We start from the raw sequence: 24,750 nt of genomic DNA, 5'->3' as shown, positions 1-24,750 counted from the left end.
CGGCAGATTTAGGTGTTATAGATCATGCTGTGGTGAGAGATAAATAAGAGTTGCCCAGCACATTCATTTATGAATCATAGCCCATAAAGAGGATAGGATGACATGCAGGATTCTCATACTTGAGGATGTCCCCCTTGACGTTGAACTTATGGAGAGGGAGATAAGGCGCTCAGGAATTGATTTCACATCAGAAACTGTTGAAAGTGAGGAGGACTTTGTAAGGGCACTTCATGAATTCAGGCCGGATGTTATACTGGCTGACCATTCACTACCATCCTTCGATGGCCTCTCTGCCCTGGCAATAGCACGCAAGCTGTGTCCAGATGTGCCTTTCATATTCGTGAGTGGAAAGATAGGTGAGGAATTCGCTGTGAAGGCACTTAAGAGTGGGGCCACGGATTATGTTCTTAAGAGCAACTTCTCAAAGGTTCCTGTGGCAATAAGAAGAGCCCTCAGAGAGGTTGAAAAGGAAAGGGAACTTGAGAGGACAAGAAGGTACCTTGCAGAAAGTCACTGGCAGCTGAAGGAGGCGCAGAGGATAGGTAAGATAGGGAGCTGGCAGTGGAATTTTGAGTCAGAAACACTTTCATGTTCCGATGAGGCCCTGAGGATACTTGGAATCAGAAAGGATGATTTTGGGGGCACCCTTGATGAGATGGTATCAAGGATCCAACCTGAAGACAGGGAGTCATTCATTGATTCAGTCACAAAAAAGGAGCCGTTTGAGGGGGAGTACAGGGTAGTGAGGGATGATTCAGTGGCATATGTACTCTTCAGGGCAAAGGTACTCTCTGACTCCCAGGGAAACCCCACATCCATGATAGGAATAAAGCAGGATATAACAGAGGACAAAAATATCAGAAAATCCCTGGAGGCTTCCCTGAGGGAGAAGGAATTCTTGATGTCTGAGATACACCACAGGGTCAAGAATAACCTTCAGCTTATCATAAGCCTCCTGAGGCTTCAGTCCAGGTACATAGATGATGAGAAATCCCTTGAAATATTCACCGAGTGCCAGAACAGGGTGCGGTCGATAGCCCTCGTACATGAGAGGCTCTATGGCTCCAGAAACGGGATGGCCGTGAACCTATCTGACTACATTGAAGAACTCCTGGGTGAACTTAAGGGTATGTGCCGTGGCAGGGATGTGGTGTTCAGGGTGAACCTGGCTGAAATTGAGGCAGGGATCAACACTGCGGTTTCCCTTGGTCTGATAGTCAATGAACTTGTAACAAATGCCATAAAGCACGGTGCCGGGGATTCAGGGGAGATAAAAGTTGAAATTGACTCATTCAAAGGCTCAGGGGTCCTGATGGTTGCCGATGATGGCCCTGGATTACCCGAGGATCTTGATCTTTCAGATCCTCCAGGTTTCGGTCTCAGGCTGGTTAATTTCATGTTAAGCAGAATCAGGGGCTCAATTTCGGCAGAGAATCAAAATGGCGCGGTATTCAGGATCACATTTCATCTTGGTGATTGATGATGAGGAGAAGGGTTGTCATTGTAGAGGACGAGGAGCTGGTGGCCCAGGATATCAGGGCTATCCTGGAGGATGCCGGCTATGAGGTGCCTGCGATATTCCATTCGGCTGAGGATCTCCTTGAGGGAATTGAGGACCTCCAGCCAGACTCCATAATAATGGACATCATGCTTGCTGGTGAAATGGATGGGATAGAGGCTGCGAGGATCATAACAGAGAAGATGGACGTACCCATAATATACCTTACAGCCTACAGCAGCAACGATATCCTCAAGAGGGCCGGTGAAACAGAGCCCTACGCATACCTGCTGAAGCCATTCCATGAGAGGGACCTCAGGGTGAACCTTGAGATGGCAATCCACAAGCATGAGGCAAAGAGGAACAGACTTAAACTCATTCGTGAAAGAACCCTGAATGAATACCTTAAGAGGTCAATAGCTGAGAAGGAGGCGCTTCTACGGGAACTTCACCACAGGGTCAAGAATAACCTTCAGCTTATCATAAGCCTCCTTTCGCTTCAGATAAGGTATGCCGAGGATCCTGCAATGGAGCACTTCTTCAGGGATTACGTTAACCAGCTGAGGTCAATTGCGGTTATACATGAGAGGGCGTACCCATCAGGTGGCAGCTACATTATTGATTTTGGCGATTACCTCAGAAGCATCTCCTCCCAGCTTCTAGAATCATATGGCGCATCATCATATGTCCTTATAGATATAAGGACCGATTATGTACGCCTGAATATGGACACTGCGGTCCCCCTGGCACTCATAATATCGGAGCTGATATCAAATTCACTGAAACATGCATTTGAGGGTGATGGGAGGATAAAGATTTCCATCGAAAAAATGAATGGCTCCTACCTGCTGGTATACACTGATGATGGAAGGGGGCTCCCTGAGGGAATAAAATTCCCTGAAGGGGGGTCCTTTGGGTTCAGGATGATTCAAAACCTTTCCATTCAGCTTGGGGGCAATATAAGGATGGAAAAACCTGAAAGGGGAGTTAAATTTACATTTGAATTCACTGAACAGGTCTACAGTGACAGGATGTCCTGATATAAAAGAAATCCCTGATTCTTAAAGATCATCTCAGTATTCCAGGTCATTCAGGAGGTATTCAACCTTTGATGGGAGGCTATCATCTGATAGCATGTAGTGGACCCACACCCCTATCTTCTTTGATTTAAGGAAACCAGCCCTTTTAAGTATGTTGAGGTGATGTGAGACCGTTGGCTGGGGCTTTTCAAGGGCTGCCATAATTTCACAGACACAGAGCTCACCATCAGATAAAAGATGGATTATCTTGAGCCTCGTTGGGTCTGCGAGGGCCTTAATGGCATTTACATCCCTTTCTATTTTGTCATCATCAGGCAACCTTTCAAGCCTTTCCTTAAGTCTCTCAAGCTGTTCAGGGCTTGGTTTATCTGCTGAACATGTCATCATAACGATTACCTGTCTTCAATCTTTTTTGCTGTGAACAACCAGTACAGGGACGGCAGCGTGCCTTACAACCTTCTCTGAGACACTCCCCAGAATGAACCTTTCAAGGGCGTGCTTTCCTGATGCACCAACGACTATGAGATCGACATCTTCATCATCAGCTACCCTGAGGATGGTGTCTGCTGCCTGGCCCTCAAGAACCATCTTCCGAACCTTAACAGGACCCTCCATGGAGCTTGCGAGTTCCTCGACCTTCTCCAGAGCTTCCTCGGATTCCCTTCTGAAGAGTTCTGTAACCTTCCTTGTTAGTTCTTCAACCGGGAGATTCTGGAGCGCCTTTGTTTCAGTAACTGAGAGTGCTATGAGTTCTGCCTGGTTCTGCCTGGCGGTTTCAATGGCGTATTCCGCAGCCTTCATTGAGCATTCGGATCCATCTGTTGCAAGCAGTATCCTTTTATACATCTTTTACCTCCAGATTTTTTCGGGATAGGCCTTTAATTTATCATTAAAGTGTTTGAGTTTGCTATGATGGTTATTACGGGATCTTGGTGCTGAAAGGGGATGTTCATGGGCTGCTCCCTGGTTTCAAGGGTCGTAAGAACCTCATCTGGTGTCACATATATAATTTTATTAGTCTCTGAAATCCAGAAGGACATTAAAAAAGCCAGTTCCCTTGATGATTTTTCATTTCATTTTTCTTTCACAGTCCATACAGTAATCTGTGTCCCTGTCGGTTTTGAATAGTTTGCCGCATCCCTTACAGTTAACATATCTGAGTCCTGATTTTTTCTTTTCAAGGATACCTGTCTGGCATGCACAGGCCCTTGAGGAGATCATGGCCTTTATTTTACCCTCAAAACCCTTTTCTTCCTTGACCATTGAATTCACCATAAAAAGTGGATCAGGAGAGGATCTTCATTATCTCTTCCTTTGAGGCGACCCTTCCCATGATTTTGAGTTCACCGTCAACTGCAAGTCCAGGGAGGGCTGTGAGTCCCGCTTCAAGTATCTCGTCCATGTCCTTTACCTTCTCGAACTCTGCATCTATTCCCAGTTCCTTAACGGCTTCCCTTGCATTTTTCTCAAGCATCTGGCAGTTTGCACATCCTGTACCGTATATCTGTATCTTCATCTTATCACCTCAATCATATTATCAGGTTGAATAGGTAACCTGTAAGTGTTATGGAGACTGCGAGTATTGCTATGAATGTTCCGAGGAGCCTGGGCTTCATAACCTTCCTGAGGATTATCATTTCAGGAAGGGATAGGGCTGTTATTGACATCATAAGTGCCAGGGCGGTTCCTGCGGCCATTCCCTTCTCTATGAGTGCTGATATGAGGGGTATGGTCCCTGCTGCATTTGAATAGAGGGGGACACCTATGAGTACGGCCATGGGGACTGCGAGGATGTTTTCTGAACCGGCATATTGCAGCAGGAAATCGGATGGTAGATAGCCGTGTATCCATCCCCCTATGGCTATCGCGACTATTATGTAGGGTGAGACCCTGCGGAGTATATCCTTCATTTCGTTTTTGGCTATGATGTACCTTTCCCTGAGGGTTGGTTTAGGGAGCTCAACATCTGCTGTGCCCAGCGCCTTCATCTTCTCAAGTGTCTCATAGACGTAGTCCTCAAGCTGGCTTTCCATTTTGAGTTTTCCTATGAGCACACCGCCGATTACCGCTATTATGTACCCTGATATGATGTAGAATGTGGTTATCTGCCATCCGAAGAGTCCCAGTAGGAGCACTATTGCTATTTCGTTTATCATGGGTGATGATATGAGGAATGAGAATGTGGCTCCCAGGGGCACGCCAGCCTCAACGAACCCTATGAATAGTGGGACCGCAGAACATGAGCAGAATGGTGTTATTATACCTACAAGGGCTGCAATGAAGTTCCCTGTATACTTGTGCCTTTTTTCAAGGATCTCCCTGACCCTGTTGGGTGGTATGTATGTCCTTATGAATGATATGACGAATATGAGTGTTGCAAGGAGGATGAATATTTTTATGGTGTCGTATATGAAGAAGTTAACGGCACTTCCCAGGTGTGATGCAGGTTCAAGCCCAATGAGATTGTAGGTTACATAATCGGCAAATTCCTGTAACAACCTTTAACCTCCAGATCAATATATTCAAATCTATGGATACATTGATGTTGCAACTTATATAACTTTCGGTACAAATAGCACTCACGGAGGATAACCCACTGTAAAAATAAGATTGAATCTAAAGAAGCTTTGCACGATCATAAACATTTTTAAGCGTCTGCATGTCCACACTGGTGTAGATCTGGGTGGTTGAAAGATTTGAATGTCCCAGAAGCTGCTGTATGGCCCTTATGTCCACACCATTCTTGAGGAGGTGGGTTGCAAAGGAGTGCCTGAGGATGTGGGGGGTCACCTTCTTGTTTATACCTGCCTTCTGGGCGTATTTCTTTATCATCATCTGGACGTACCTCGGTGTGAGGGGATCCCCGAAGCGGTTTAGGAAGAGGTACTCACTTTCATGAATCCTCCCCAGGAGGTACTCCACAAGGAGGTCCCTTGTGCTCTCATCAAACAGGACTATACGGTCCTTATCACCCTTACCCCTTATCCTTATTGTCCGCTCACCTATGTCAATATCATTGACCCTGAGTGAAACAAGCTCAGAGACCCTGAGACCTGAAGAATAAAGAAGCGAGAGTATCAGTCTGTCCCTGGTCTTTATGAACCTCTTAATGGCCGAACCATCATCTGAGAGTTCAACGGCATTTATGAGCCTCATAACCTCATCCTCATTGAGGGACTTGGGCAGGGACTTCGTCCTCTTGGGAGCCTTGACCTCCTGGAGGCAATCTATTTCACTGAACTCAAAGAACTTCTTGATAACAACGGTAACGAGATAAATATAGTTCTGGGTGACGTTCTTCTCCCTCTTAAGGTACTGTATGTACCTCTTGAAGGACCTCAGAACCCTTCTATCATCGTAGAGGTTATCCTCCTCCATCAGAAATTCATAGAAATTTTTAACAATTGACCTGTAGGTTTTGATGGTGTTGGGGGAGTAGTTCCTGATTTCAAGTTCCACAAGGTAGTCCTCAATGAGTTCCGGGAAATTGTAGCGTTCAAGAAGACCCTGTTTTTCCTCTGACTCTCTCTTCATGTTCATGGTATCTACCCTAAATGTCCACTTAAATCTTGCGGATCAGTGGGGTATCACATGTAGCTCCGGTCTATGTTCTCACTGTTATAACTTTGATGTGACATCCTCTGTGAACTTGAGAGGTCCTTTTCAAGGGCCTTCTCATAGCTCTTGTACCTCCTGAGGATCTGGTCCTCAATGGAAACAGCCTTCCTTATTGCAACCTCCATGTGCTTGGTCTCGATGTATTCGCTGCCATCCATCACCGCAAGGTCCCCTGCCATCCTCACAACACCACCGAGGTCCCTGAGGCGGAGTGTGAGGGCATCATCCATGTCATCAATTACCCTTGCCCTTCTCCTTGCCTCCTCAATAAGGAGCTCCACTGCAGCAGCCCGTGCATGGGGTATCTTCCCATCAAGTTCTATCTCCTGTGCAACAAACTGCGCGATCTTTGCCCTGTTTTCATCGGTATCAGGCATGGTGGTATTCAGGAGAAGCTCATAGCCCTCCCCCTGAACCCTTGAGCGAAGAGGGGGGAGTATGTACTGGAGATCAGCGATGTTACAGGCTCCCACGAATATGAAGTCACAGGGGACCTCATCAACCTTAACTGAACTCCCGGCGCTCTGGGGGTTCCTTCCGACTATTGGGAATGTCTTATCCTGCATGGCAGTGAATATGAACCTCTGAAGGCCTGCTATGTGGACTATCTCGTCTATGAAGAGCACGCCCTCGTGGGCCTCATGGATTGCACCAGGAACAACACGTTCATAGGGATGGGAACCCAGGTCAGGGTGTCCCCCGTAGGGGTCGTGGCGGACATCACCCAGGAGTTCGGTTTCACTCGCCCCCGTGGCCTGAATGAAGGTTTTCCTCTCAAGGGGGACTATGACGTTCCGGGGTTTCTCTTCAACCATCTGCCTCCTCTTTTCAAGGGCCCTCTGATCAAGGACCTTGATGCTGTCTCCGCCAACCCTCTCGTATATCACAACCTCCTCAACACCATCCATGATCCTGGTGGTTGTGACCCTCTTCTGGGGCACGTTGAGGCTTCCTGAACTCATCTCGAACATCCCTAGGAGGTCTCCTATGTGTTTCCTCCTCGCCTTAATGTGGGAGAACTTATCACCGCCACACTTTGGGCAGATGCTGTTGTAGGCGCTGCTGTACTCGCCGCAGTGTATGCACTTGAATCCCAGGCGTTCCGCAACAGCCTCAGGGACACTGTGGGGATCTATGAGTTCACCCTCAGCTCTTTCAATCTCAAGAATTTCATCCTCTATTTCCTTACGGCTTTTAACCTCAACGAATGGCCTTTCAGGCCTTTCAGGGTTGTGAACAACTGTTATCTCCTCTGATGGTTCAGGGAGGTGAAATGATATTGCCTGTGCAAGCAGGGACTTCCCTATACCTGGTGGCCCCACGAGAAGCAGGTGCCGCCTCTGCTTTGCAGCTATCTTTATCATGGGCATGACGTCCTCATGACCTATGACCCTCTCAAGGGGGTCTTCAGGTATCTTAACGTCTTCTGTTGTGTTTATATCCTTCAGGTACTCACGGTTCATGTCGACATACATTTTGATGCCTTCTATGGGTTCAGGTGTGGCCTGTTATGAGTTTGAGGTTGTGGGGCTTCTTGACAATGTCCCCGCTCCTCACAGCCACAAGGTATCTGAGTCCCTTCTCAAATGAGAGGTCAACAAGGCGCTGTGTTATCACGCCATCAAAGACCACTGCGTAGGGGTGGTTGTTGACGCGGCTGAGTTCATCGTAGAGGTTCTCAACCTTGACCTCCTTCAGTATGTTGAGGGCGTCATCCAGTATCTCAGCATTTCCGGTCCCCTCAAGTTCCTTTAGGATGTTCCGGAGGAGCACCATCTTGTCCTCTGATTTCTTCTTCTCCTTCTGCATCCCCAGGTCATGGTAGAACTGCTCAACCGGCACCTTGTTTCGGAGGGCCATCATGATCTCATCCTTCTCAAGGTCCTCCACCTCCTTGCCCTTGGGGGCCCTTGTGACGTAGTCTATGTCCCCCACCTGGAGGAGCTCCTTGAGGATGAGTTCACCCCCCCGGTCACCATCGACAAAGGCCGTTACAGTTTTCTTCTTTGTGAGCTCGGCAACGGTTCGGGGTACACTTACTCCCTCAACTGCAATGGCGTTCTTTATACCGTACTTGAGGAGGTTGAGGACGTCGGATCTTCCCTCCACAACAAGTATGGCGTCTGAGGTCTCAACGTTGGGCCCTGCTGGAAGCTTTTCCTCGCCGTACTCTGTGATTTCATGGACCCTCATGGCCTCCTTGACCTCTTCAATCATTCTGAGGCTTTCAGGGGTAACCTCCTCCATCATACTGGCGTATATCTCCTTGGCCCTCTCAACCACCCTTTTACGTTTAACCGCACGGACATCCTCAACCTTTGTGACCTGAATGTAGGCTTCACATGGCCCGACACGGTTTATTGTTTCAAGGGAAGCTGCAAGGATGGCGGTTTCAACGCGGTCAAGGCTTGAGGGGATGATTATCTCCCCCTTTGATTTACCACCCCTTGATGTGATGTTGACCTTGATCCTCCCGATTCTACCTGTTTTCTGGAGTTCCCTGAGATCCAGGTCATTGCTGAGAAGACCTTCAGTCTGTCCAAATATTGCCCCAACAACATCAGGTTTCTCAACGATTCCGTTAGCATTAATTTGAGCGTGAATGAGGTATTTGGTTGTACTTATTTCTTCTTTTCCCATGTAAACCCTCCTTTGAGGAATGAACTGGTTATCAAATTGAAAAATATGATGATAACAGTTTCAGATATTATCAAGGGGGTACGGGCATACCTCCAGCTTCAGCCTTTCGATGTATGATGGAAGGCTCTGTATGTCCTTGATGTATTTTCTGGTCATTCCCATAAGTCTTCGCCGTATTCTGAGGTCTGGATTCGCTCCAAGGCTCTGTATATCGGTGTACAATCTTTTTGCAAGTTCACTGCCCTTCCTGTCAAAATCTGTAAGTATGATGACCCTCGAGGCACTTGCTGCCCGGAGGGCGATTTCAGAAAGTCCCATCATGGAACCTGAAACCTTTATGAAGGGTCCCTCGACACCCAGTTCCCGCAGGGCCTCCTCGTCCTTCCGGCCCTCGATGAGAATGGGTACTCCAAGTTCTCCCTGGTATTTAAGTTCATCTATTTCATGGGTTATCTGCTGAAGCTTTATAAGAGACATATTAAGCCCTTTCAGTAGCTTGATAATATCTATATTTTATATGGAGATACTGATATATAAAATAATCACAGATGCCCCGCTCTGGAATGGGACTATATTTAAATATCCTTTCTATCATAATACCCATATCATTTTAAAGAATCATGGAGGAAAGATGGTGGCTAAGGGCCTTATAAGAATTGTTCTGGATATACTAAAACCACACGAACCCATAATACCTGAATATGCCAAGTACCTGAGTGAACTCAGGGGCGTTGAGGGTGTTAACATAACCCTCATGGAAATCGATAAGGAGACAGAGAACATCAAGGTCACGATTCAGGGAAACGACCTGGATTTTGATGAGATAACAAGGGCCATTGAGAGTTATGGGGGCTCCATTCACAGCGTTGACGAAGTTGTAGCTGGAAAAACCATGGTAGAAGAAGTTACAACTCCCCAGGATTGATTATATGGCCATGAAAGGCATAAAGCCCATTGAACGCCTGAGAAGTTTCCGCAGCCCAGGGGATCCCCTGAGGCTTCTTTCTGACATATCGGCCCCCCAGGTTTCAGATGCACTTAAGGCGGCGGCCGGTATAAATGGGGTTATACCTTCCATAAAGCCCATTAACAACCTCAGGCTCTGCGGATGGGCTGTGACCGCAAGCACATCAAGCAGTGACTGGGGGACCTCTGTAATGGCCATAGACGCTGCAGGTAAAGGTGATGTTGTTTTCATAGGGACTGATGGCGATGATATGGCTGTCTGGGGAGAGCTCACATCAAAAACCGCCATGGCTAAGGGTATAGCGGGTGCTGTGATCTACGGGTCCTGCAGGGATAGGGATGCACTTCTTGAACTTGATTTCCCGGTATTCTCCAGGAATTATGTCCCATGCGCCGGCGAACCCCTCGCAGAGGGAGGGCTCAAAGTGACCCTCGAGTGCGATGGTGTCAGAGTTGAGAGTGGAGACCTCATATTTGGAGATGAATCTGGAGTGGTCGCTGTTCCCGCTGAAATTGTACCTGAAGTTGTTCGTGCAGCAATGGAGATCAAAAAGAAGGAATCATCCATCAAGGAGAAACTTGCCGAGGGCTTCACCCTTTCTGAGATTCTTGGATTGAAGTAGTGGGTTTCCATGGGAGAGAGGGATGTTTTTGCTTACATAGGGGAGAATAAGCGTACCATAATTCTCTCCTTCATTGCTGTTGCTGTCCTGATATTTATTATAGGATTATTTGCAGGCTTTGGGGATATTCTGAGGGCCCTTGAGAGGACCAGCCCATATTTTCTTGCACTGAACTTTCTCCTGCAAGCACTTATACTTGTGCTGTGGACGGTGAGATGGCGGCTTATACTGAACCTGGTTGATGATGCCCCCTCATTTTCCAGGCTCATGATGCTTCTTTTTGCAAGCATCTTCGGTAACAACATAACCCCAGGGGCCGCAGGTGGCGAGCCACTGAGGGCATACCTCCTGCGGGAGGTTGAGGGGATCCCATTTGAGATAGGCTTTGCGTCTTCAACGGCAGACAGGGTCTTTGAGTTCATACCCTTTGCGGTTATATCCATTCTCTCAGCGGTCCTCATAATGACCTGGAGCATATCCATCTGGACAAGGGTTGTTGTTAGTATTCTGATCTTTTTCACAATTGCATTTTTCTCAGCTGCAATCTATGCTGGAATGAACCGCGATATTGCCCAGAGGCTTGCGCTATCTGTTGTGAGAAGAGCTGTGGAGTGGGTTTCCAGGTTCAGGAAGGGTGATATCAGATTCTCCAGAATACATGAGAGGGTCATATTCTATATAAACAGGTTCAGTGAGGGCTTTTCAACAGCGATAACTGATAAGAGGGTCTTTATAGCCGGTTTTTTTGTTTCGCTTGGAATGTGGGCCCTTGACGTTTGCCGCCTCTATGTTTGCTTCCTGGCGGTTGGGGTTTCACCACCTGCAGTGCCCCTTATAATAATCTACACAGTGGGGATCCTGATATCACTTTTACCACTCCTACCTGGATCCCTTGGACTAAGGGAGGGCATACTTGTGGGCCTATTTGCTGTTGCAGGGATAGGGGCTGATTATGTCATGGCTGCCAGTGTGGTTGATAGAATCGCAAGTTACTTTGCACCCACCATTATAGGTTTTCTTGCGGCGCTGTACTACGGGAAATACATAATAGCCCCTGGGGATTGACTCCAGAAAACCATGCACATCCCTGTACATCAAGCACTATTTTAATATAAAATTATCGAAACATTTATATAGTAGTAGGTAAAGAGTACACTATATAAAATTTTCGGTGAATTATGAAGAGTTTAGGGAATATTTCACATGTCTCCAGCAAGGGAAGAATCATAGTACGTTCCACCAGAACACCGCAGCTTGGAGCACCCGTTTTTACTTCTGAAGGGAGAATGATAGGGAAAGTGCACGACATCTTCGGTCCAACACGAAACCCATACATATCAGTAAAACCAGTTCGTGCAATAAAACCTGAAAAGTTTGAGAACCGAGCTGGAGAGACTTTATACGTGGGTATAAAGAATGTGAAAAAATGGGGGCGAAGGAAACGAAGGAGAAAATGAGGTCTGATGTTTCTGAAATAGAGAAGGAAACAAAATGCCCTGAGTGCGGCTCCGAGGATCTCAGGGGCGACTACGAAAGGGCTGAAATAGTATGTGGAAAGTGCGGTCTTGTCATAGACGATAACCTGGTTGACATGGGTCCAGAATGGAGGGCCTTTGACCATGAACAGCGTGACAAGAGGACAAGGGTGGGGGCACCCATAACCTACACCATACACGACAAGGGTCTATCAACCATGATAGACTGGAGAAACAAGGACATATACGGAAGGGACATCCCAGCAAGGAACAGGGCCCAGTGGTACCGCCTCAGGAAATGGCAGAGGAAGATAAGGATCTCAGGGGCCACAGAGAGAAACCTCGCATTTGCCCTGAGCGAACTCGACCGTGACTCCTCAAGGCTGGGGCTACCAAGAAGCGTCAGGGAAGCCGCATCAATGGTCTACAGGAGAGCCGTTGAGAACAAACTCATCAGGGGAAGAAGCATTGAAGGGGTGGTTGCAGCGTCACTATACGCGGCATGCAGAAGCTGCAATGTCCCCAGAACACTTGATGAGATTGCAGAGGTCTCAAGGGTCAGCAAGAAGGAGGTTGGAAGGACCTACAGGTTCTTAACAAGGGAACTCAACATAAAGCTGCCGCCAACATCCCCTGTTGACTACGTGCCAAGGTTCGCAAGTGAACTGGGACTCTCAGGGGAGGTACAGTCCAAGGCCATTGAGATCATAGAGATGGCAATGGAGAACGGTCTCACATCAGGCAGGGGCCCCACCGGTGTTGCAGCAGCAGCCCTATACATCGCATCGGTCCTCCTAGGGGAGCGCAAGACCCAGAGGGACGTTGCAGAGGTTGCAGGTGTAACCGAGGTGACAATAAGGAACAGGTACAAGGAGCTCACAGAGCAGCTTGATCTTGGTGTGACACTCTAGTTACACCAGGAACAATTTTTAATGGGTTTTATCAGGATATTTCTTATTGTTGTTTTTTGTGAAATTCAGAATAGATTTTCTTTATATTCCGCATACCAGTTCTGAAATCATGGATTTTCATAGACATTAAAATTCTATTTTTTTCAAATTTATCGGTTCAGAACTTAAAAATAAGAAAAACGGCTAAAGAACCTTCAGGAACGGTTCTGCAGTTTAACATCCCCTTGAACATTCATCTATTGCCCTCTTAAGTGCATCTATTATCTCGTTTTTACCCCCATCATAGTCCTCAAGGTTCCGTCTGTAGATGTCAAGTCGCCCAAGGAACCCCTCAAGAGTCTCCCTTTCTGTCTCCTCATGGAATTCGCCGTAGCCCAGCTTCTCAAGGTACACCGCGTTGAGTATCTGTTCGAACTGTCCCTTAACAGGAACACTGTAGACTGGCTTTCGCAGGTAGAGGGCCTCACTTATCAGAGTGAAGCCCCCGTTTGTTATAACCGCAGCTGCAGACTCAAAGTCCCTGAAAAACTGGTCCTCATTGAATTTCCTGAAGGTGAGGTTTCCATCCACTTCATCCCTGTCAAAGCCGTATACGATGAATTTCCTGTCCAGGCTCTTCAGGATTTCAATGAGCCTCCTGTTTGATCTGCTCGTCTGGTAGACCAGCACATGGTCCCCATAGTAAGGATCAAGGTTCATTATATCCTCCCTCAGGACAGGGGGATACATGGATACCTTCTCGGGATTTTTAACCTCAGGGAAGAAGTAACTGGTTATTAGATATCGCCTGGGCCTCACAATGAATGATCTCACAACAGCCGCGGCCTTGATCTTGTCCCGCCTGAATTTCTCAGGGTACTCTATCCTGCACTGGGTTATGACGTGCATGTTGTCTATGCTTATTAGGGGTATCCTGAGCATGTTGCTTATCACACTGGCATAGAACTCGAAGTCAGACACAACAACATCCGGCCTGAAATCTTTCGCTATCCTGTAGAGGAGTTTGAGGTTCTCCTTGAGGTCCCTGGGGAATGTTTTCATGGCCTTTACGAATGTTTTGATGTCATTTACACTGTTATCCTCATATACAGTGTTGAAGCCGTATATTTCATGGACGTTATCGAATTTGCTGCTCAGGTAACTGTAGGCACGGTCGCTTGCAAATATGAGGACATCATGGTCCTCTGTGAGCTTATCCAGGATCACTCCACTCCTTATGGCGTGTCCCATCCCCTCACCGCAGACAGAGTAGAGAACCCTCTTCCTCTTGGAGTGCCCGAATTCGTATTTGAGGTCACCTGCACTCACCTTCTTTCCCATGAAGTCATATATCGTGCTCTTTGTGTACTTGAATGCCAGGTTCCTGAGGCCCTCCTTTTCAAGCCTCCTTATGGATACCAGAACCCTTGGCTTCCTCAGAACCCTGAACCTGCTTATCTTACCTATGCGCTCAATGTAGTCGGTATCCTCCCCAAAGTCAAGGGATTCGTCGAAACCACCAACCTTTTCATGAAGTTCCTTACGGGTGATTATTCCATAGCAGCCCGCCCCATGGGGTTTAATGGATTCAACAAGTATCATGAATCTGTTTGCGAATTCGTGGAGTATCTTGTCACGCCTTCTGGTTGAGAGGGGTATCATCTGGGTTATGGCGATTCCCAGGTCCTCTGATTCGAATTCCTCCACAGCATCCCTGAGGTACCCGTCGGTGAGGACAAGGTCGGCGTCCAGAAAGAGGAGGAGTTCTCCCCTGGCGACCTCAGCCCCCCGGTTTCTACCGACCGCGGGCATACCCCCCTCAACCACCCTGCAGCCGTACTTCTCTGCAATTTTTCTCGTGTTATCCTCAGAGTCTGCATCTGCAACTATAACCTCGTAGTCTGTGAAGTCCTGTTCACTTATGCTCTCAAGCAGAGCCGGCAGATATTCCTCCTCATTGTATGTCGGTATGATTATACTGAGCTTCATCCTTATCCTCCTTCAGAAGAATGAAAAGAAGTTCCATGTCATGAAGAACCCGCTGCATCTGCCATCAAGGCGGCGGGTTAACCTATCAAGGAGCACCATCTCGTTCTGATCCGGTGAAAGTTTCAGTACCAGCCTATCACCCTTTCTCTCCTCTGAGAGAACATGAAGCCCCTCAAAGCTGGGGGTACCTGATGGCTCAAGGATGGTGACCTCATAGTACCCGGTCACTGACCCCATGATTCCAAGGAGCACCCTCAGAACCACCAGTGAGGCTATTATGAGGGCCGGGATTTTAAGGTTCCCTGGGCTGAAGGGAACCCTGAGGGCGCTCATACCTATAATCCCGGATAGCCCGACAAGTGCGGGGGTTGAGAGGAGTCCCCCGTCTATTATACCTATTATTGTTGATGCTGTGGCGAATATGACTATCGCCACATGGAAATCCCTTCTGTCCCCAGTTGAGAGAAGCCCAAGGATGTATATCAGTGTGATTGAGATGATTGTAACCGGCAGAAGGAATGGGATGTGACCTGCCAGTGATGAACCCGTATGGATGCCTGATGAGGCAGGCACCACAAGCCCGGTGAGGGGACTGAGGCTTGCCTTGAATACATGGGAATGGGTCAGGCTCGTTGAGGCAGCCGGACTCATTGATATGAAGGTCGTGAATGGTGATACCCCCATTTGAAGGCGGAGTGCCAATTCGACTGCAAGGCCCGTTAGGTATGTTGCAAATGCAAAGATCGCCGAGATGTAGAGGTAGGTGTTCTTATCGAGGCATTCAGGGCCAAAAATTCCACCCTCCCTGAAGAGGGGTGCAAGGAGGAACATGGTACCCATTATGGTGAAGAATATCACATCCTTGCCCTCTGAGGAGCCCATGAGGAATACGTGTGTGAATGGTGTTATTATGGGGTCGAGGATGTCTGTGGTGAAGAGTGTGATTGCCAGTGCAATGAAGATTATGCCGGCTGCCATGAACCTGTCTGATCTCAAAGTTACTCACCAGAAGAAATTAATTTAATTAGCAGGGAGAGATATGGATCTTGTCACTTATAAATTAATCGTGGTAATGATTGATGATTGAACACCTCAGGTTATAAGATGGATCCAGTCTATATTGCGGCACTTCTTCTCACAGGTATCGTGGCAGGACTTGCAACGGGCCTTCTGGGTGTCGGGGGAGGCTTCATAATAGCGCCGGTGCTCTTCTTTTTAATGGAGTCCTCAGGCACACCAGAGGATATAGCAATAAGAACGGCCTTTGCAACCAGCCTTGCAGTTATTCTCCCAGCTGCCCTCACAGGGGCTTACTCACATTACAGGAGGGGCTGTGTTGATGCAGGCATGGCCATACCCATGGGGGCTCTCGGTGTATGCGGGAGCATCCTGGGGGTTCTGACTGCCACCTCATCACCTGCGGGGGTTCTAAGGGCGGTATTCGGTTTGCTCCTGATCCTTGTTTCACTGCAGCTCCTCCTCTCGTCCAGGATTTCACCCTCCCATGGGAAGAGGAATGCCGCCATTTCACTGGGCTTCATCGCCGGTTTCCTCTCAGGTCTCCTTGGCATCGGTGGAGGGGTTGTTCTCGTACCACTCCTCGTGCTGGTTGGAGGTTTCGATGTTCTTGAAGCTGTCGGGACATCCTCGGTTGTGATTGCGATGACCGCAGCATCGGGTACACTCTCCTATCTCCTGAGCGGACCGGGGGGCCAGTTTTCTGTGGGATATGTTAACCTGGTCCAGTTCACGGCCATTGCATTCATGAGTGTCCCGGCCTCACGTCTTGGTGTTATGGCGGCCCACAGGATTGACGTGAGGTACATAAGGTACCTTTTTATAGTCCTGCTTCTTATCACGGGCTTCAGGATGATCCTTTAGGTTTACATGGCTTTCTACTTGCTACGGAATTCAGGATGATCCTGAGGTTTATGTAAAAATCCGGCAAAATTTCATAAAATATATAAAATCAGATGAACATAATAACAGACCGGTGAGATGATGCTGAAAAAATGGATGGGTCTCCTCTCGGTTATTCTCGGTATTGTATTTCTTGTATCTCCGATCTCAGGTGTAACAGCCATAAGCATACTTACGGGTCTTGTGCTCTCGGGCCTTGGTGTGTGGATGCTTGCAAATGCCATCATGGCCAGGAGGTACATGGAGGTGGGGATACTCTGGATGATATTTGCAGTTATAACCCTTGCAGTCGGCCTCATGCTTGTATTCAGGGTCTTCCTCATAAATCAGCTTGCCGGGGTCTGGCTTTACGTTACAGGCATCCTCCTGCTTGTTGCGGCGATACTGATACTTGCAGCGGGCTCCCAGAGTTACCTGAAAAGAAATGCTGGTATAATCAGCGCCATCCTGGGGGTCATATACATCCTTATGGGGGCGCTCTCATTCAACCCTGCCTTCGTGGGTGTCGCAGTTGGTCTTATACTTGTTGTTTATGGGGTGGCGGTGCTGAGGTCACCGTGAGCCACCCGAATAAAATCAGCTACCTTTTTATGGAGAGCACAACCCACACCACAATGAAAAGTGCGAATACAAGGTAGAAGATTGTCCTTGTTCTTCTCACCCTCTGCTGATTCTTTGATAGGATCTCCTGGCACCTCTCTGAACAGGTTACCTCATCCATGGGTATGGGGGTGCTGCATACAGGACAGTGCTTGTGCGGTTCAACCATTCTCTTTACCTCCATTTTTTGAATTTAATCTTCAACATTCATTCAGGGATAACAGTGGTTCCTACCCTACCATCGATTGCCCTCAGAAGGTTCTCAGGGTCACTGCCATTGGCTATGATGGTCTTTATCCCTGACCTCTTTATCATCTTCAGGGCTGTATGGTCAAAAAACTCGTAGGTACCGGCCTTAACACCGGATTCACTGAGGTGCTCCAGCATATCACTGGCGCTGATCTCGGGGTAGAACCTTGCATCTGGGTACCTCCGGGGGTCCCTGTCATAGAAACCGTCAACCGATGTGAGGTTTATCATGAGGTCGGCCCCAACTGTTTCAGCCAGTATCGCCCCAACTGCGTCGGTGCTGTGGGCAGGCTCTGTACCACCCATCACAACTATTCTGCCCGACGCTGCAAACCTGACGGCCTCCCTGAAGTTTTCAGGTACAGATGGGTACGCACTTTCACCCAGGGCTGTTATCAGGATCCTTGCATTCAACCTTGTGACATCGATTCCTATATCATCGCACTGGGCCTCACCCGCCCCCAGTTTCCTTGCAACCCCTATGTAATCACGGGCAGGCCTTCCACCACCCACAACCACGAAAAGTTCATGTTCATTCCTCAGTGAATTCAGAATATCGGCGTATGCCCTGAACATTTCATCTGTGAATTCACTTATAAGGATTGATCCTCCAATGGTAATAACAATTCTCATAACGATCCACCGTGAAAATTAGTTGACTCTTCCTTTCCAGTTATGGCTGAATCCACTTATATCTTTTCTCCCGATATCCAGTAAACTTTATAATTACCCCGCCCCATATACAGTTACAGTTTATTTTATCATTTTCATGAGGAGTGATTCATAGTGAGTGAACCATCATCAAAGGAGCTTTTCGAATTCAAGAGAACCCTCCAGGAACTCTCAGATAAGAGGGGAAGGGGGACGGAACTTGTATCAGTGTACATACCCCCTGACAGGCAGATCAGTGACGTTGCAAAGCATATGCGGGAGGAGCTGAGCCAGAGCGCCAACATCAAGAGCAAGCAGACCAAGAAGAATGTGCAGTCAGCAATTGAGGTTATAATGCAGAGGCTGAAGCTTTTCCCGAGACCACCTGAGAAGGGCCTCGTGATGTTCGTGGGAATGGTTCCCAGGGGAGGCCCCGGTACAGAGAAGATGGAAACCTACGTCTTCGAGCCACCTGAACCCATAAAGACCTACATATACCACTGCAACTCAGAGTTCTACCTTGAACCCCTCAGGGAGATGCTTGAGGAGAAGGAAACCTATGGTCTGGCTGTACTTGACAGGAAGGAGGCGACCATCGCAACCCTCAGGGGTAAGAGGATAGACATCCTCAAGACCCTCACAAGTGGGGTCCCAGGTAAGCACAAGGCAGGTGGTCAGTCCCAGAGGAGGTTCGACCGCCTCATAGACCTGGCAGCCCACGAGTTCCTCAAGAGGATAGGTGAGCACATGAACGAGGCCTTCCTCCAGATAGAGGACCTCAAGGGCATCATCCTCGGGGGCCCTGGCCACACCAAGGAGGAGTTCCTCAACGGGGACTACCTTCACCATGAACTCAAAAAGAAGGTTATAACCACCGTGGACACCTCATACACAGGGGAATTCGGTATCAGGGAGGTCATCGACAAGTCCATGGACGTCCTGAGTGAAATTGATGTGATGAGGGAGAAGAAACTGGTTCAGCGCTTCCTGAGGGAACTCATAAATGAGGAGGGACTTGCATCCTATGGTGAGAGGGAGGTTCGCCAGCACCTCCAGATGGGTGCAGTTGAGGTTCTCCTTCTCTCAGAGGACCTTAAATACCAGAGGGGAACCTATGAGTGCGCATCATGCGGTCACAGCATGGAGAAGACAGGTAAGGATCTACCGGACACCGAAACCTGTCCATCCTGCAACGATCAGATGAGGCTCTCAGACAGGAGGGATATGATCGATGACCTGGTTGAGATGGCCGAGGAGGTTGGAACCGAGGTTGAGATCATATCAACAGAGACAGAGGAGGGTATGCAGCTCCTGAGGGCCTTTGGGGGTATAGGGGCAATACTGAGATACCGTCCCTGAGCATTCAGAGGGTTAATGGAACCTTAAGGATCCCAGGATAAGTATCAGGTGAAGGGGACCCTCCAGGTCCGCAATGAGTGTGGCTCTTTTTATATCCATCTCCCCCTTCAGGTGCAGGTAAAGTCCAGTGTAGATGGCAAGGATCACCGCAGCAACACCAGTACCAGGCACAGGTCCAAGGATGATACCTGCACACAGAACAACCGCTCCAGAGGCGTTTATAACCTGCAGGATAACTGAACTTCCATTTTCACCGTAAACTGCAGGGAGTGTTCTGAGTCCCTGCAGCCTGTCTGATTCAACGTCCTTATAGTCACTGAAGGCGGTGTTCACGTATACCTTCAGAAAAATGAATGTGAACACCACGAGGTGCGATGCTGTGAGGGCATGGGGAGCTACGGGTATAATGGCCCATGAACTCCATATGAGGCCCAGGTAGATGTTTTTAAAGCCTGTGATTCTTCTTGTGAGGTTCTTGAAGAATCCTGTATAGAGGATCCCCGCTATCAGAAGAACCACGGTGAGACCTGTCATGAGAGGGTCCCTGCATATGCCAAGCAGCACGATAAGTGTGACTACACATGATGCAATAATCGATTTACCCCACCGCTCGCTGAAACGGGATCTCCGGGGGTCTGTGAGGGAATCCACTCTGGAGTCTGCAAGGTAGTCGTAGGCGTACACTGTTAGGGGAAGCGTAAAAGATATCAATGCGGTTATGGGTCTGCAATGTCCTTCAAGAAGGGCGCAGGATGCCAGAAGAAGTGATGGCCCCCAGAGCGCCGGAAGAATTCCACCATGGACGAAAAGGTTTTTCAGGGCAGAAAAAATTTCCCTTAAAATTTTGACATTTTTCAAAAAACCGGTTTCATATAAATGACCTGACATAGTATTAACTATGTTTAAATGAAATCTTATCGATATCTACCAATTTTATCTGAAAAGGTAATTCAAAATTGGATGATATTGTGGTAATCTTTTAATCAATCATCTGATCCGCCAGCCAGCGCCAGGGAGATCGCTGAATTCATCTAAAAAATGGAGTTGAGTATACAGGTGCCTGAAGGACACATTTGACTGGATGGGATGATATTCTGAGGTTTAAAACCATTTAAAAGGTTAAACGGGCAGAAAAACCAAGAAAAGGTTTTCAGGATAAAATCTCAGACTTTCAGAGAATAAGAAAAGTCAGGATGATTAGGTCAGGTTTGGGATAAATGAGATTGGAGTGGTTATCAGCCAAGCCTGCTGACCCTTATGAGTGACTCGACCGGCACACCATCAACCTCAGAGATCCCCTTCTTATCTATGAGGACTGTGACCGCCAGGGGTTTGGCTCCCTGCTCCCTGAGGACCCTTACAACCTCACCTATGGTCCTCCCGCTGGTTATCACATCATCGACAACCACAACCCTCTTGCCCTTCACCTTTGCAAAGTTGCTGCTTATGGCGCCCTCTGCCCCCTCATCCTTCCGGTGTTTCACAGGGTGGAAAACGGCAAGGGATGTTTCAAGACCTGTCTCAGCCCCCATAACATCTGCCATGAGGGTGGCGAATGGTATGCCGCTTATAGCTATACCAAGCACAACATCTGCAACACCGTACTTTAGTGCCATGTCTGCCATTGCAGCCGAAACATACCTCATACGGGATGAACTGCCGCCGAGGCTCTCCCAGTTAATGGCAAAATCCACAGGGACCTCTTTCGGGGAAACTGAACTGGCGGTCTGAAGCGTCAGCCACCTGGCAGTATCCTTTGATACGTTCAGTTCATCTGCAATTTCCCCTGTCGTAAAACCCCTTTTCCTCAGTTCCCTGGCCTTCTTTATAAGTTCATTTTCCATTACAAGCACCTCAAATATCACCGTTAAGTTTCACGGGCCTGTGTTCCCTCGCAGATTTCATGGCTGCAAGTACAGTTCTGAGGGCGTATATGCCGTCCTCACCGCTTATCTCAGGCTCCTCATCGTTGATAACCGATGAGAGGAAAGATTTGATTTCATTCCTGAGGGGTTCCTCATGTTTGATCTGGATGTCCTGGGCGAACTTTCCGTACACATCCAGTTTCTGATCGATATAGTCAACGTTTATTATACCATCTGTTCCTGTGATGGCGAGCTTCCTCCTCTTGTAGGGGGTTAGCCAGTTAACCTCAAGCATCCCTGTGATCCCACTTCTGAACTTTGTCATTATCTCTGCATGGTCCTCATACTCACACTTCTCGAGTATGCTCCCCATGACCGCGTACACCTCTGCCACGGGTTCACTGAAGAGGTAGTGCATGACATCAAGGTCATGTATCGCCAGGTCAATGGTGACACCAACGTCCTTTATCCTTGGGGGGAATGGCCCTACCCTCTTTGCAGATGCGGAAACCACGTCCCCTATCACATCATTCTCAATTAACTCCTTCGCCTTCTGGACAGCAGGGTTGAACCTTTCAACATGACCTGTCCCCAGCTTCAAACCCTTCCTGCGGGCTGTTTTCACCATCTCCTTGGCCTCTTCAAGTGTGAATGCAATGGGCTTTTCCACAAGAACGTGTTTATCGTGTTCGAGGGCGTCCATGACCACACGGTAATGGTGGGTGGTTGGCACGCAGACACTGACTACCTCTATCTCCGGTATCTCAAGGAGGTTCTCGTAATCCACATACCCGACAGCATCGTACTTGTTGGCAACCTTCTGGAGTGTTCCCTTCATTATGTCGGATACGGCCATAAGATTCGCATTTTTAAGTCGGTAGTAAACCCTGGCATGGTTGTAACCCATGGCTCCAACGCCGATTACACCCACATTTATCTTTCTCAAATATAATCCTCCATTTCTTTGGCAGCTTTTTTACCGATATCCTCTGCTTTGTCAAGAGATCCTTTAATATTGACTCTTTTGAGTATCTCACCATCTCTTGTTAGAAGAACAGCGTAGAGATTGATCTCTCCACTGGAGGCCCTTGCTATAACCCCAAGTGGGCACTGGCACCCGGCACCCAGTTCCAGGAGGAGAGCCTTTTCGGCTGTGACCTCCTGCTGGGATGGGTAATGGGTTATCCTCTCAATTGATTTCCTCAATTCACTGTCTCTTCTTGTTATAACCGCCAGGGCCCCCTGCCCAGCGGCGGGCGTGAAGTATTCCAGCGTGAATCTTTTTTTAATGTAATTTTCTAGTCCGAGACGCTTTAAACCCGCCTCGGCCATTATGGTCGCATGGACCTCCCCTTCCATCACCTTTCTTATCCTCGTATCTATATTTCCTCTTAGGGGCTCCATCTTAAAATTTTTTTGGTGATGATTGCAGAATGCCTCCCTCCGGAGACTGCTTGTTCCAAGTTTAGCACCGGGGGGAAGCTCATCCCAGTCAAAACGGGATACAAGAACCTCATTGGGGGATTCCCTTGGGGGAACAGCTGCAATCACGAGTTCAGGGTCAAGGTCACTGGGGACGTCCTTGAGGCTGTGGACAGCAAGGTCAACCTCCTCCTCAAGGACTGCTATGTCAAGTTCCCTTGTGAAGAGGCCCCTTGAGTCTATACTGTAAAGCTGGGAATCCTTTATCCTGTCACCCTTTGTCTTTATGATCCTTCTTTCGATTTTTTCATCGCAGATTTCGCTGAGCATATCAATGACATGGTCCGTCTGTACCAGTGCAAGGCGACTCCCCCTTGTTCCAGCTATCAATGAATCATCTCCAGTAAACGTTAATCACTTGAAAAATTTATGGCATCCTATTTATAAGTTTTTAAAAAGTCACGGTTATTAAAAAAATCCAATTTCTGACTACATACACTGCGTTACTTATCATCTTCTTGAGAGGTCACGGTACTCTGACCTGTAAATCAGGATCACGTTTTCATGTTCAAGGGCAGCCTTCAGGGCATCATCCGGGGACTTAAAGTAGGGGCTGTTTTTATGGGTTTTTCTCATTATACTGTACCCCACTTCATCAGTGAACATGATGTTGAGGTCACTGAATTCTCTGAGAACTCCAGAGAGTCTGTCCTCATCTATATCCTCACAGGTAACCCCGTATCTTCCACCTATTATCACTGCAGGGTCAGGGAGGTTCTCTGCCATTTTCAGTGTGTACTCGACGGCCTTCACATTCAGACCAGGGTTCACCTCCTCTATTATGCAGGTGCCATCCACTTTTCTGATTGATGTGCGGCCAGGTATCCCCTGGAAGTCCTTAACCCCCTGCTGGATGTCATTCACATCAAGGTTAAGTGTAAGTGCGGCGCTGACTGCGGCAAGGACGTTTGATAGGTGATGCTCTGCAGGTGCAAATGTTTCAATTCCAAACTCTGTGTTGATCCGGTCACCATCAATGGTTTTAAGGCCCTCCACACTGACACTGGCCACCGTGGAATCAAGGCCGTACCTTATATCGGTGGCATGGACACTGGCACCGGCGTCAACCGAGAATGTGTTTGTTTTATCCCCAAAATTCCGGTAGTACCTGTTGAATGCCTGAAGGTCGCAGCAGACCATTCTGCTTTTGAATATCTGCCTCTTGGCGGAACTGGCCCTTGATGTGCCCCTTCTTATGTTGTAGTCCTCGGCTATATTTGTCAGCACACCCACATCTGCAAGCCCCGTGCCACCAAGGGAAACCTCAAAGATGGCTGAACCATAATCACGGGGACCGGCGACTTTCACGGTCTCAATCATACTGGCAGGGGTTATACTTATATCCCTCTTCAGGAGTTCAGAACCCGCATAGGACCCCAGGCTGCTCAGGATGAGAGGGTTCAGGTTCTCCATGATCTTTCTGAGTATCCATACCGTGTTGGTCTTACCCTTAACCCCCGTAACCTCAACCACGGGTATCCCACGTGCTTCCTTCCAGGGGCCCAGCAGAAAGCCTGTTATCTCATGATGGGTTATATCCGCTTTAACCGGGCAGTGGACAGGCGCTATTACAGTGGATCCAGTAACGGGACCATCGACCTCATCGATGCCCATTTCAAGGAGCATTTCATGGTCAGAGCTCTTCAGTGTCCCGTATATGTCCCATGCCAGGACATGGCCCGATATTTTTTTCAGTTCACGGGCAATGGTAACTCCACCATGTGTGAGGTCAACAACAAGGGGTTTTGAGATGTTTTTCAGATCTCTGGTCATCTGTATAACCTTTTGGTTTTGAGATGTTTTTCAGATCTCTGGTCATCTGTATAACATTAGTCCAGTTAAATGGCTTTGGTTAACTATTGGGACCACAAAGGCCTTTAGAATC

28 protein-coding genes are annotated in these 24,750 nt (G+C 48.1%); 10 read left to right on the top strand and 18 right to left on the bottom strand.

Features of this window, described 5'->3' with window-relative positions; translation table 11 throughout:
- The first annotated feature begins 97 nt into the window (after positions 1-97).
- Both QFX39_RS01565 and QFX39_RS01560 read left to right on the top strand, forming a co-directional pair.
- Positions 98-1,480, top strand: a complete 1,383-nt coding sequence (locus QFX39_RS01565) for a histidine kinase dimerization/phosphoacceptor domain -containing protein (protein ID WP_300476775.1) — start codon at positions 98-100, stop codon at positions 1,478-1,480.
- Between the two features lie 2 nt (positions 1,481-1,482).
- Entirely contained in the window at positions 1,483-2,538 is a 1,056-nt protein-coding gene (locus QFX39_RS01560; protein WP_300476772.1) for a histidine kinase dimerization/phosphoacceptor domain -containing protein, read from the top strand.
- 33 nt (positions 2,539-2,571) lie between these two features.
- Here QFX39_RS01560 and QFX39_RS01555 read toward each other — a convergent pair whose 3' ends face one another.
- From QFX39_RS01555 to QFX39_RS01515, 9 genes are all read right to left on the bottom strand, one after another.
- Positions 2,572-2,925 (bottom strand): metalloregulator ArsR/SmtB family transcription factor, encoded by a 354-nt coding sequence (locus QFX39_RS01555; protein WP_300476770.1) that lies wholly within the window; start codon positions 2,923-2,925, stop codon positions 2,572-2,574.
- A gap of 15 nt (positions 2,926-2,940) precedes the next feature.
- The gene (locus tag QFX39_RS01550) at positions 2,941-3,384 is read right to left on the bottom strand and encodes a universal stress protein (RefSeq protein WP_300476768.1); all 444 of its coding nucleotides are present in this window, start codon (positions 3,382-3,384) and stop codon (positions 2,941-2,943) included.
- Positions 3,385-3,606: 222 nt separating this feature from the next.
- Positions 3,607-3,801, bottom strand: coding sequence for a hypothetical protein (locus tag QFX39_RS01545; RefSeq protein ID WP_147671672.1), 195 nt, complete (start codon positions 3,799-3,801; stop codon positions 3,607-3,609).
- A 22-nt stretch (positions 3,802-3,823) separates the two neighbouring features.
- A complete protein-coding gene (locus QFX39_RS01540; RefSeq protein WP_013296100.1) occupies positions 3,824-4,054 on the bottom strand; it encodes an MTH895/ArsE family thioredoxin-like protein in 231 nt (76 codons plus the stop codon).
- 13 nt (positions 4,055-4,067) lie between these two features.
- Positions 4,068-5,036 (bottom strand): permease, encoded by a 969-nt coding sequence (locus QFX39_RS01535; protein WP_300476763.1) that lies wholly within the window; start codon positions 5,034-5,036, stop codon positions 4,068-4,070.
- Between the two features lie 118 nt (positions 5,037-5,154).
- Positions 5,155-6,078, bottom strand: coding sequence for a site-specific tyrosine recombinase/integron integrase (gene xerA / locus QFX39_RS01530; RefSeq protein WP_300476761.1), 924 nt, complete (start codon positions 6,076-6,078; stop codon positions 5,155-5,157).
- A gap of 47 nt (positions 6,079-6,125) precedes the next feature.
- Positions 6,126-7,631, bottom strand: coding sequence for an ATP-binding protein (locus tag QFX39_RS01525; RefSeq protein WP_300476758.1), 1,506 nt, complete (start codon positions 7,629-7,631; stop codon positions 6,126-6,128).
- A 19-nt stretch (positions 7,632-7,650) separates the two neighbouring features.
- Positions 7,651-8,796, bottom strand: coding sequence for a DNA primase DnaG (gene dnaG / locus QFX39_RS01520; protein WP_147671676.1), 1,146 nt, complete (start codon positions 8,794-8,796; stop codon positions 7,651-7,653).
- 60 nt (positions 8,797-8,856) lie between these two features.
- Positions 8,857-9,273, bottom strand: coding sequence for a toprim domain-containing protein (locus tag QFX39_RS01515; RefSeq protein ID WP_300476752.1), 417 nt, complete (start codon positions 9,271-9,273; stop codon positions 8,857-8,859).
- Between the two features lie 154 nt (positions 9,274-9,427).
- Here QFX39_RS01515 and QFX39_RS01510 point away from each other — a divergent pair, with 154 nt between their 5' ends.
- The 5 genes from QFX39_RS01510 to QFX39_RS01490 all read left to right on the top strand — a co-directional run bounded on the left by QFX39_RS01510 (position 9,428) and on the right by QFX39_RS01490 (position 12,771).
- Entirely contained in the window at positions 9,428-9,721 is a 294-nt protein-coding gene (locus tag QFX39_RS01510) for a DUF211 domain-containing protein (protein ID WP_013296094.1), read from the top strand.
- Positions 9,722-9,731: 10 nt separating this feature from the next.
- On the top strand, positions 9,732-10,385 hold the full coding sequence (locus tag QFX39_RS01505) for an RraA family protein (RefSeq protein WP_300476746.1): 654 nt from the start codon (positions 9,732-9,734) through the stop codon (positions 10,383-10,385).
- 9 nt (positions 10,386-10,394) lie between these two features.
- Positions 10,395-11,450: a UPF0104 family protein gene (locus tag QFX39_RS01500; protein WP_300476743.1), complete on the top strand. Its 1,056-nt coding sequence runs from the start codon at positions 10,395-10,397 to the stop codon at positions 11,448-11,450.
- Positions 11,451-11,563: 113 nt separating this feature from the next.
- On the top strand, positions 11,564-11,842 hold the full coding sequence (locus QFX39_RS01495) for a Gar1/Naf1 family protein (protein ID WP_300476740.1): 279 nt from the start codon (positions 11,564-11,566) through the stop codon (positions 11,840-11,842).
- Positions 11,839-12,771, top strand: a complete 933-nt coding sequence (locus QFX39_RS01490; protein ID WP_147672016.1) for a transcription initiation factor IIB — start codon at positions 11,839-11,841, stop codon at positions 12,769-12,771. Before QFX39_RS01495 ends, QFX39_RS01490 begins: the two co-directional genes overlap by 4 nt.
- A gap of 213 nt (positions 12,772-12,984) precedes the next feature.
- On the opposite strand, the gene QFX39_RS01485 is transcribed toward QFX39_RS01490, so the two are convergent.
- Positions 12,985-14,739 (bottom strand): MJ1255/VC2487 family glycosyltransferase, encoded by a 1,755-nt coding sequence (locus tag QFX39_RS01485; protein ID WP_300476737.1) that lies wholly within the window; start codon positions 14,737-14,739, stop codon positions 12,985-12,987.
- 12 nt (positions 14,740-14,751) lie between these two features.
- The gene (locus tag QFX39_RS01480) at positions 14,752-15,735 is read right to left on the bottom strand and encodes a hypothetical protein (protein WP_300476734.1); all 984 of its coding nucleotides are present in this window, start codon (positions 15,733-15,735) and stop codon (positions 14,752-14,754) included.
- Positions 15,736-15,843: 108 nt separating this feature from the next.
- On the opposite strand from QFX39_RS01480, the gene QFX39_RS01475 reads away from it, so the two are divergent.
- Together QFX39_RS01475 and QFX39_RS01470 are read left to right on the top strand one after the other, a co-directional pair.
- Positions 15,844-16,620 (top strand): sulfite exporter TauE/SafE family protein, encoded by a 777-nt coding sequence (locus QFX39_RS01475; RefSeq protein ID WP_300476732.1) that lies wholly within the window; start codon positions 15,844-15,846, stop codon positions 16,618-16,620.
- 120 nt (positions 16,621-16,740) lie between these two features.
- Positions 16,741-17,220 (top strand): DUF308 domain-containing protein, encoded by a 480-nt coding sequence (locus tag QFX39_RS01470; RefSeq protein WP_300476729.1) that lies wholly within the window; start codon positions 16,741-16,743, stop codon positions 17,218-17,220.
- 19 nt (positions 17,221-17,239) lie between these two features.
- On the opposite strand, the gene QFX39_RS01465 is transcribed toward QFX39_RS01470, so the two are convergent.
- Both QFX39_RS01465 and pyrH read right to left on the bottom strand, forming a co-directional pair.
- A complete protein-coding gene (locus tag QFX39_RS01465; RefSeq protein ID WP_013296085.1) occupies positions 17,240-17,428 on the bottom strand; it encodes a DUF2116 family Zn-ribbon domain-containing protein in 189 nt (62 codons plus the stop codon).
- A 38-nt stretch (positions 17,429-17,466) separates the two neighbouring features.
- Complete coding sequence (gene pyrH / locus QFX39_RS01460; protein WP_300476724.1) at positions 17,467-18,141, bottom strand: UMP kinase; 675 nt, start codon at positions 18,139-18,141, stop codon at positions 17,467-17,469.
- Between the two features lie 153 nt (positions 18,142-18,294).
- Between pyrH and prf1 the strand changes: the two genes are divergently transcribed.
- Complete coding sequence (gene prf1 / locus QFX39_RS01455; protein ID WP_300476721.1) at positions 18,295-19,518, top strand: peptide chain release factor aRF-1; 1,224 nt, start codon at positions 18,295-18,297, stop codon at positions 19,516-19,518.
- A 12-nt stretch (positions 19,519-19,530) separates the two neighbouring features.
- On the opposite strand, the gene QFX39_RS01450 is transcribed toward prf1, so the two are convergent.
- The 5 genes from QFX39_RS01450 to cfbE all read right to left on the bottom strand — a co-directional run bounded on the left by QFX39_RS01450 (position 19,531) and on the right by cfbE (position 24,638).
- A complete protein-coding gene (locus tag QFX39_RS01450) occupies positions 19,531-20,376 on the bottom strand; it encodes a UbiA family prenyltransferase (RefSeq protein ID WP_300476718.1) in 846 nt (281 codons plus the stop codon).
- 377 nt (positions 20,377-20,753) lie between these two features.
- Entirely contained in the window at positions 20,754-21,362 is a 609-nt protein-coding gene (locus tag QFX39_RS01445; protein WP_013296081.1) for an orotate phosphoribosyltransferase-like protein, read from the bottom strand.
- Between the two features lie 10 nt (positions 21,363-21,372).
- Positions 21,373-22,329 carry a Gfo/Idh/MocA family oxidoreductase gene (locus tag QFX39_RS01440; RefSeq protein ID WP_300476715.1) on the bottom strand — a complete coding sequence of 319 codons (957 nt, stop codon included), beginning with the start codon at positions 22,327-22,329 and terminating at the stop codon, positions 21,373-21,375.
- Entirely contained in the window at positions 22,326-23,195 is an 870-nt protein-coding gene (gene hemC, locus QFX39_RS01435; protein WP_300476712.1) for a hydroxymethylbilane synthase, read from the bottom strand. The genes QFX39_RS01440 and hemC overlap by 4 nt, the downstream gene beginning before the upstream one ends.
- A 120-nt stretch (positions 23,196-23,315) precedes the next feature.
- A complete protein-coding gene (gene cfbE / locus QFX39_RS01430; RefSeq protein ID WP_300476710.1) occupies positions 23,316-24,638 on the bottom strand; it encodes a coenzyme F430 synthase in 1,323 nt (440 codons plus the stop codon).
- Positions 24,639-24,750: the final 112 nt, after the last annotated feature.

This window comes from Methanothermobacter sp. (assembly GCF_030055425.1).
GTDB lineage: Archaea > Methanobacteriota > Methanobacteria > Methanobacteriales > Methanothermobacteraceae > Methanothermobacter.
Note: the sequence above shows the minus strand (reverse complement) of the source record. Positions and strands in the feature narration are given on the sequence as shown.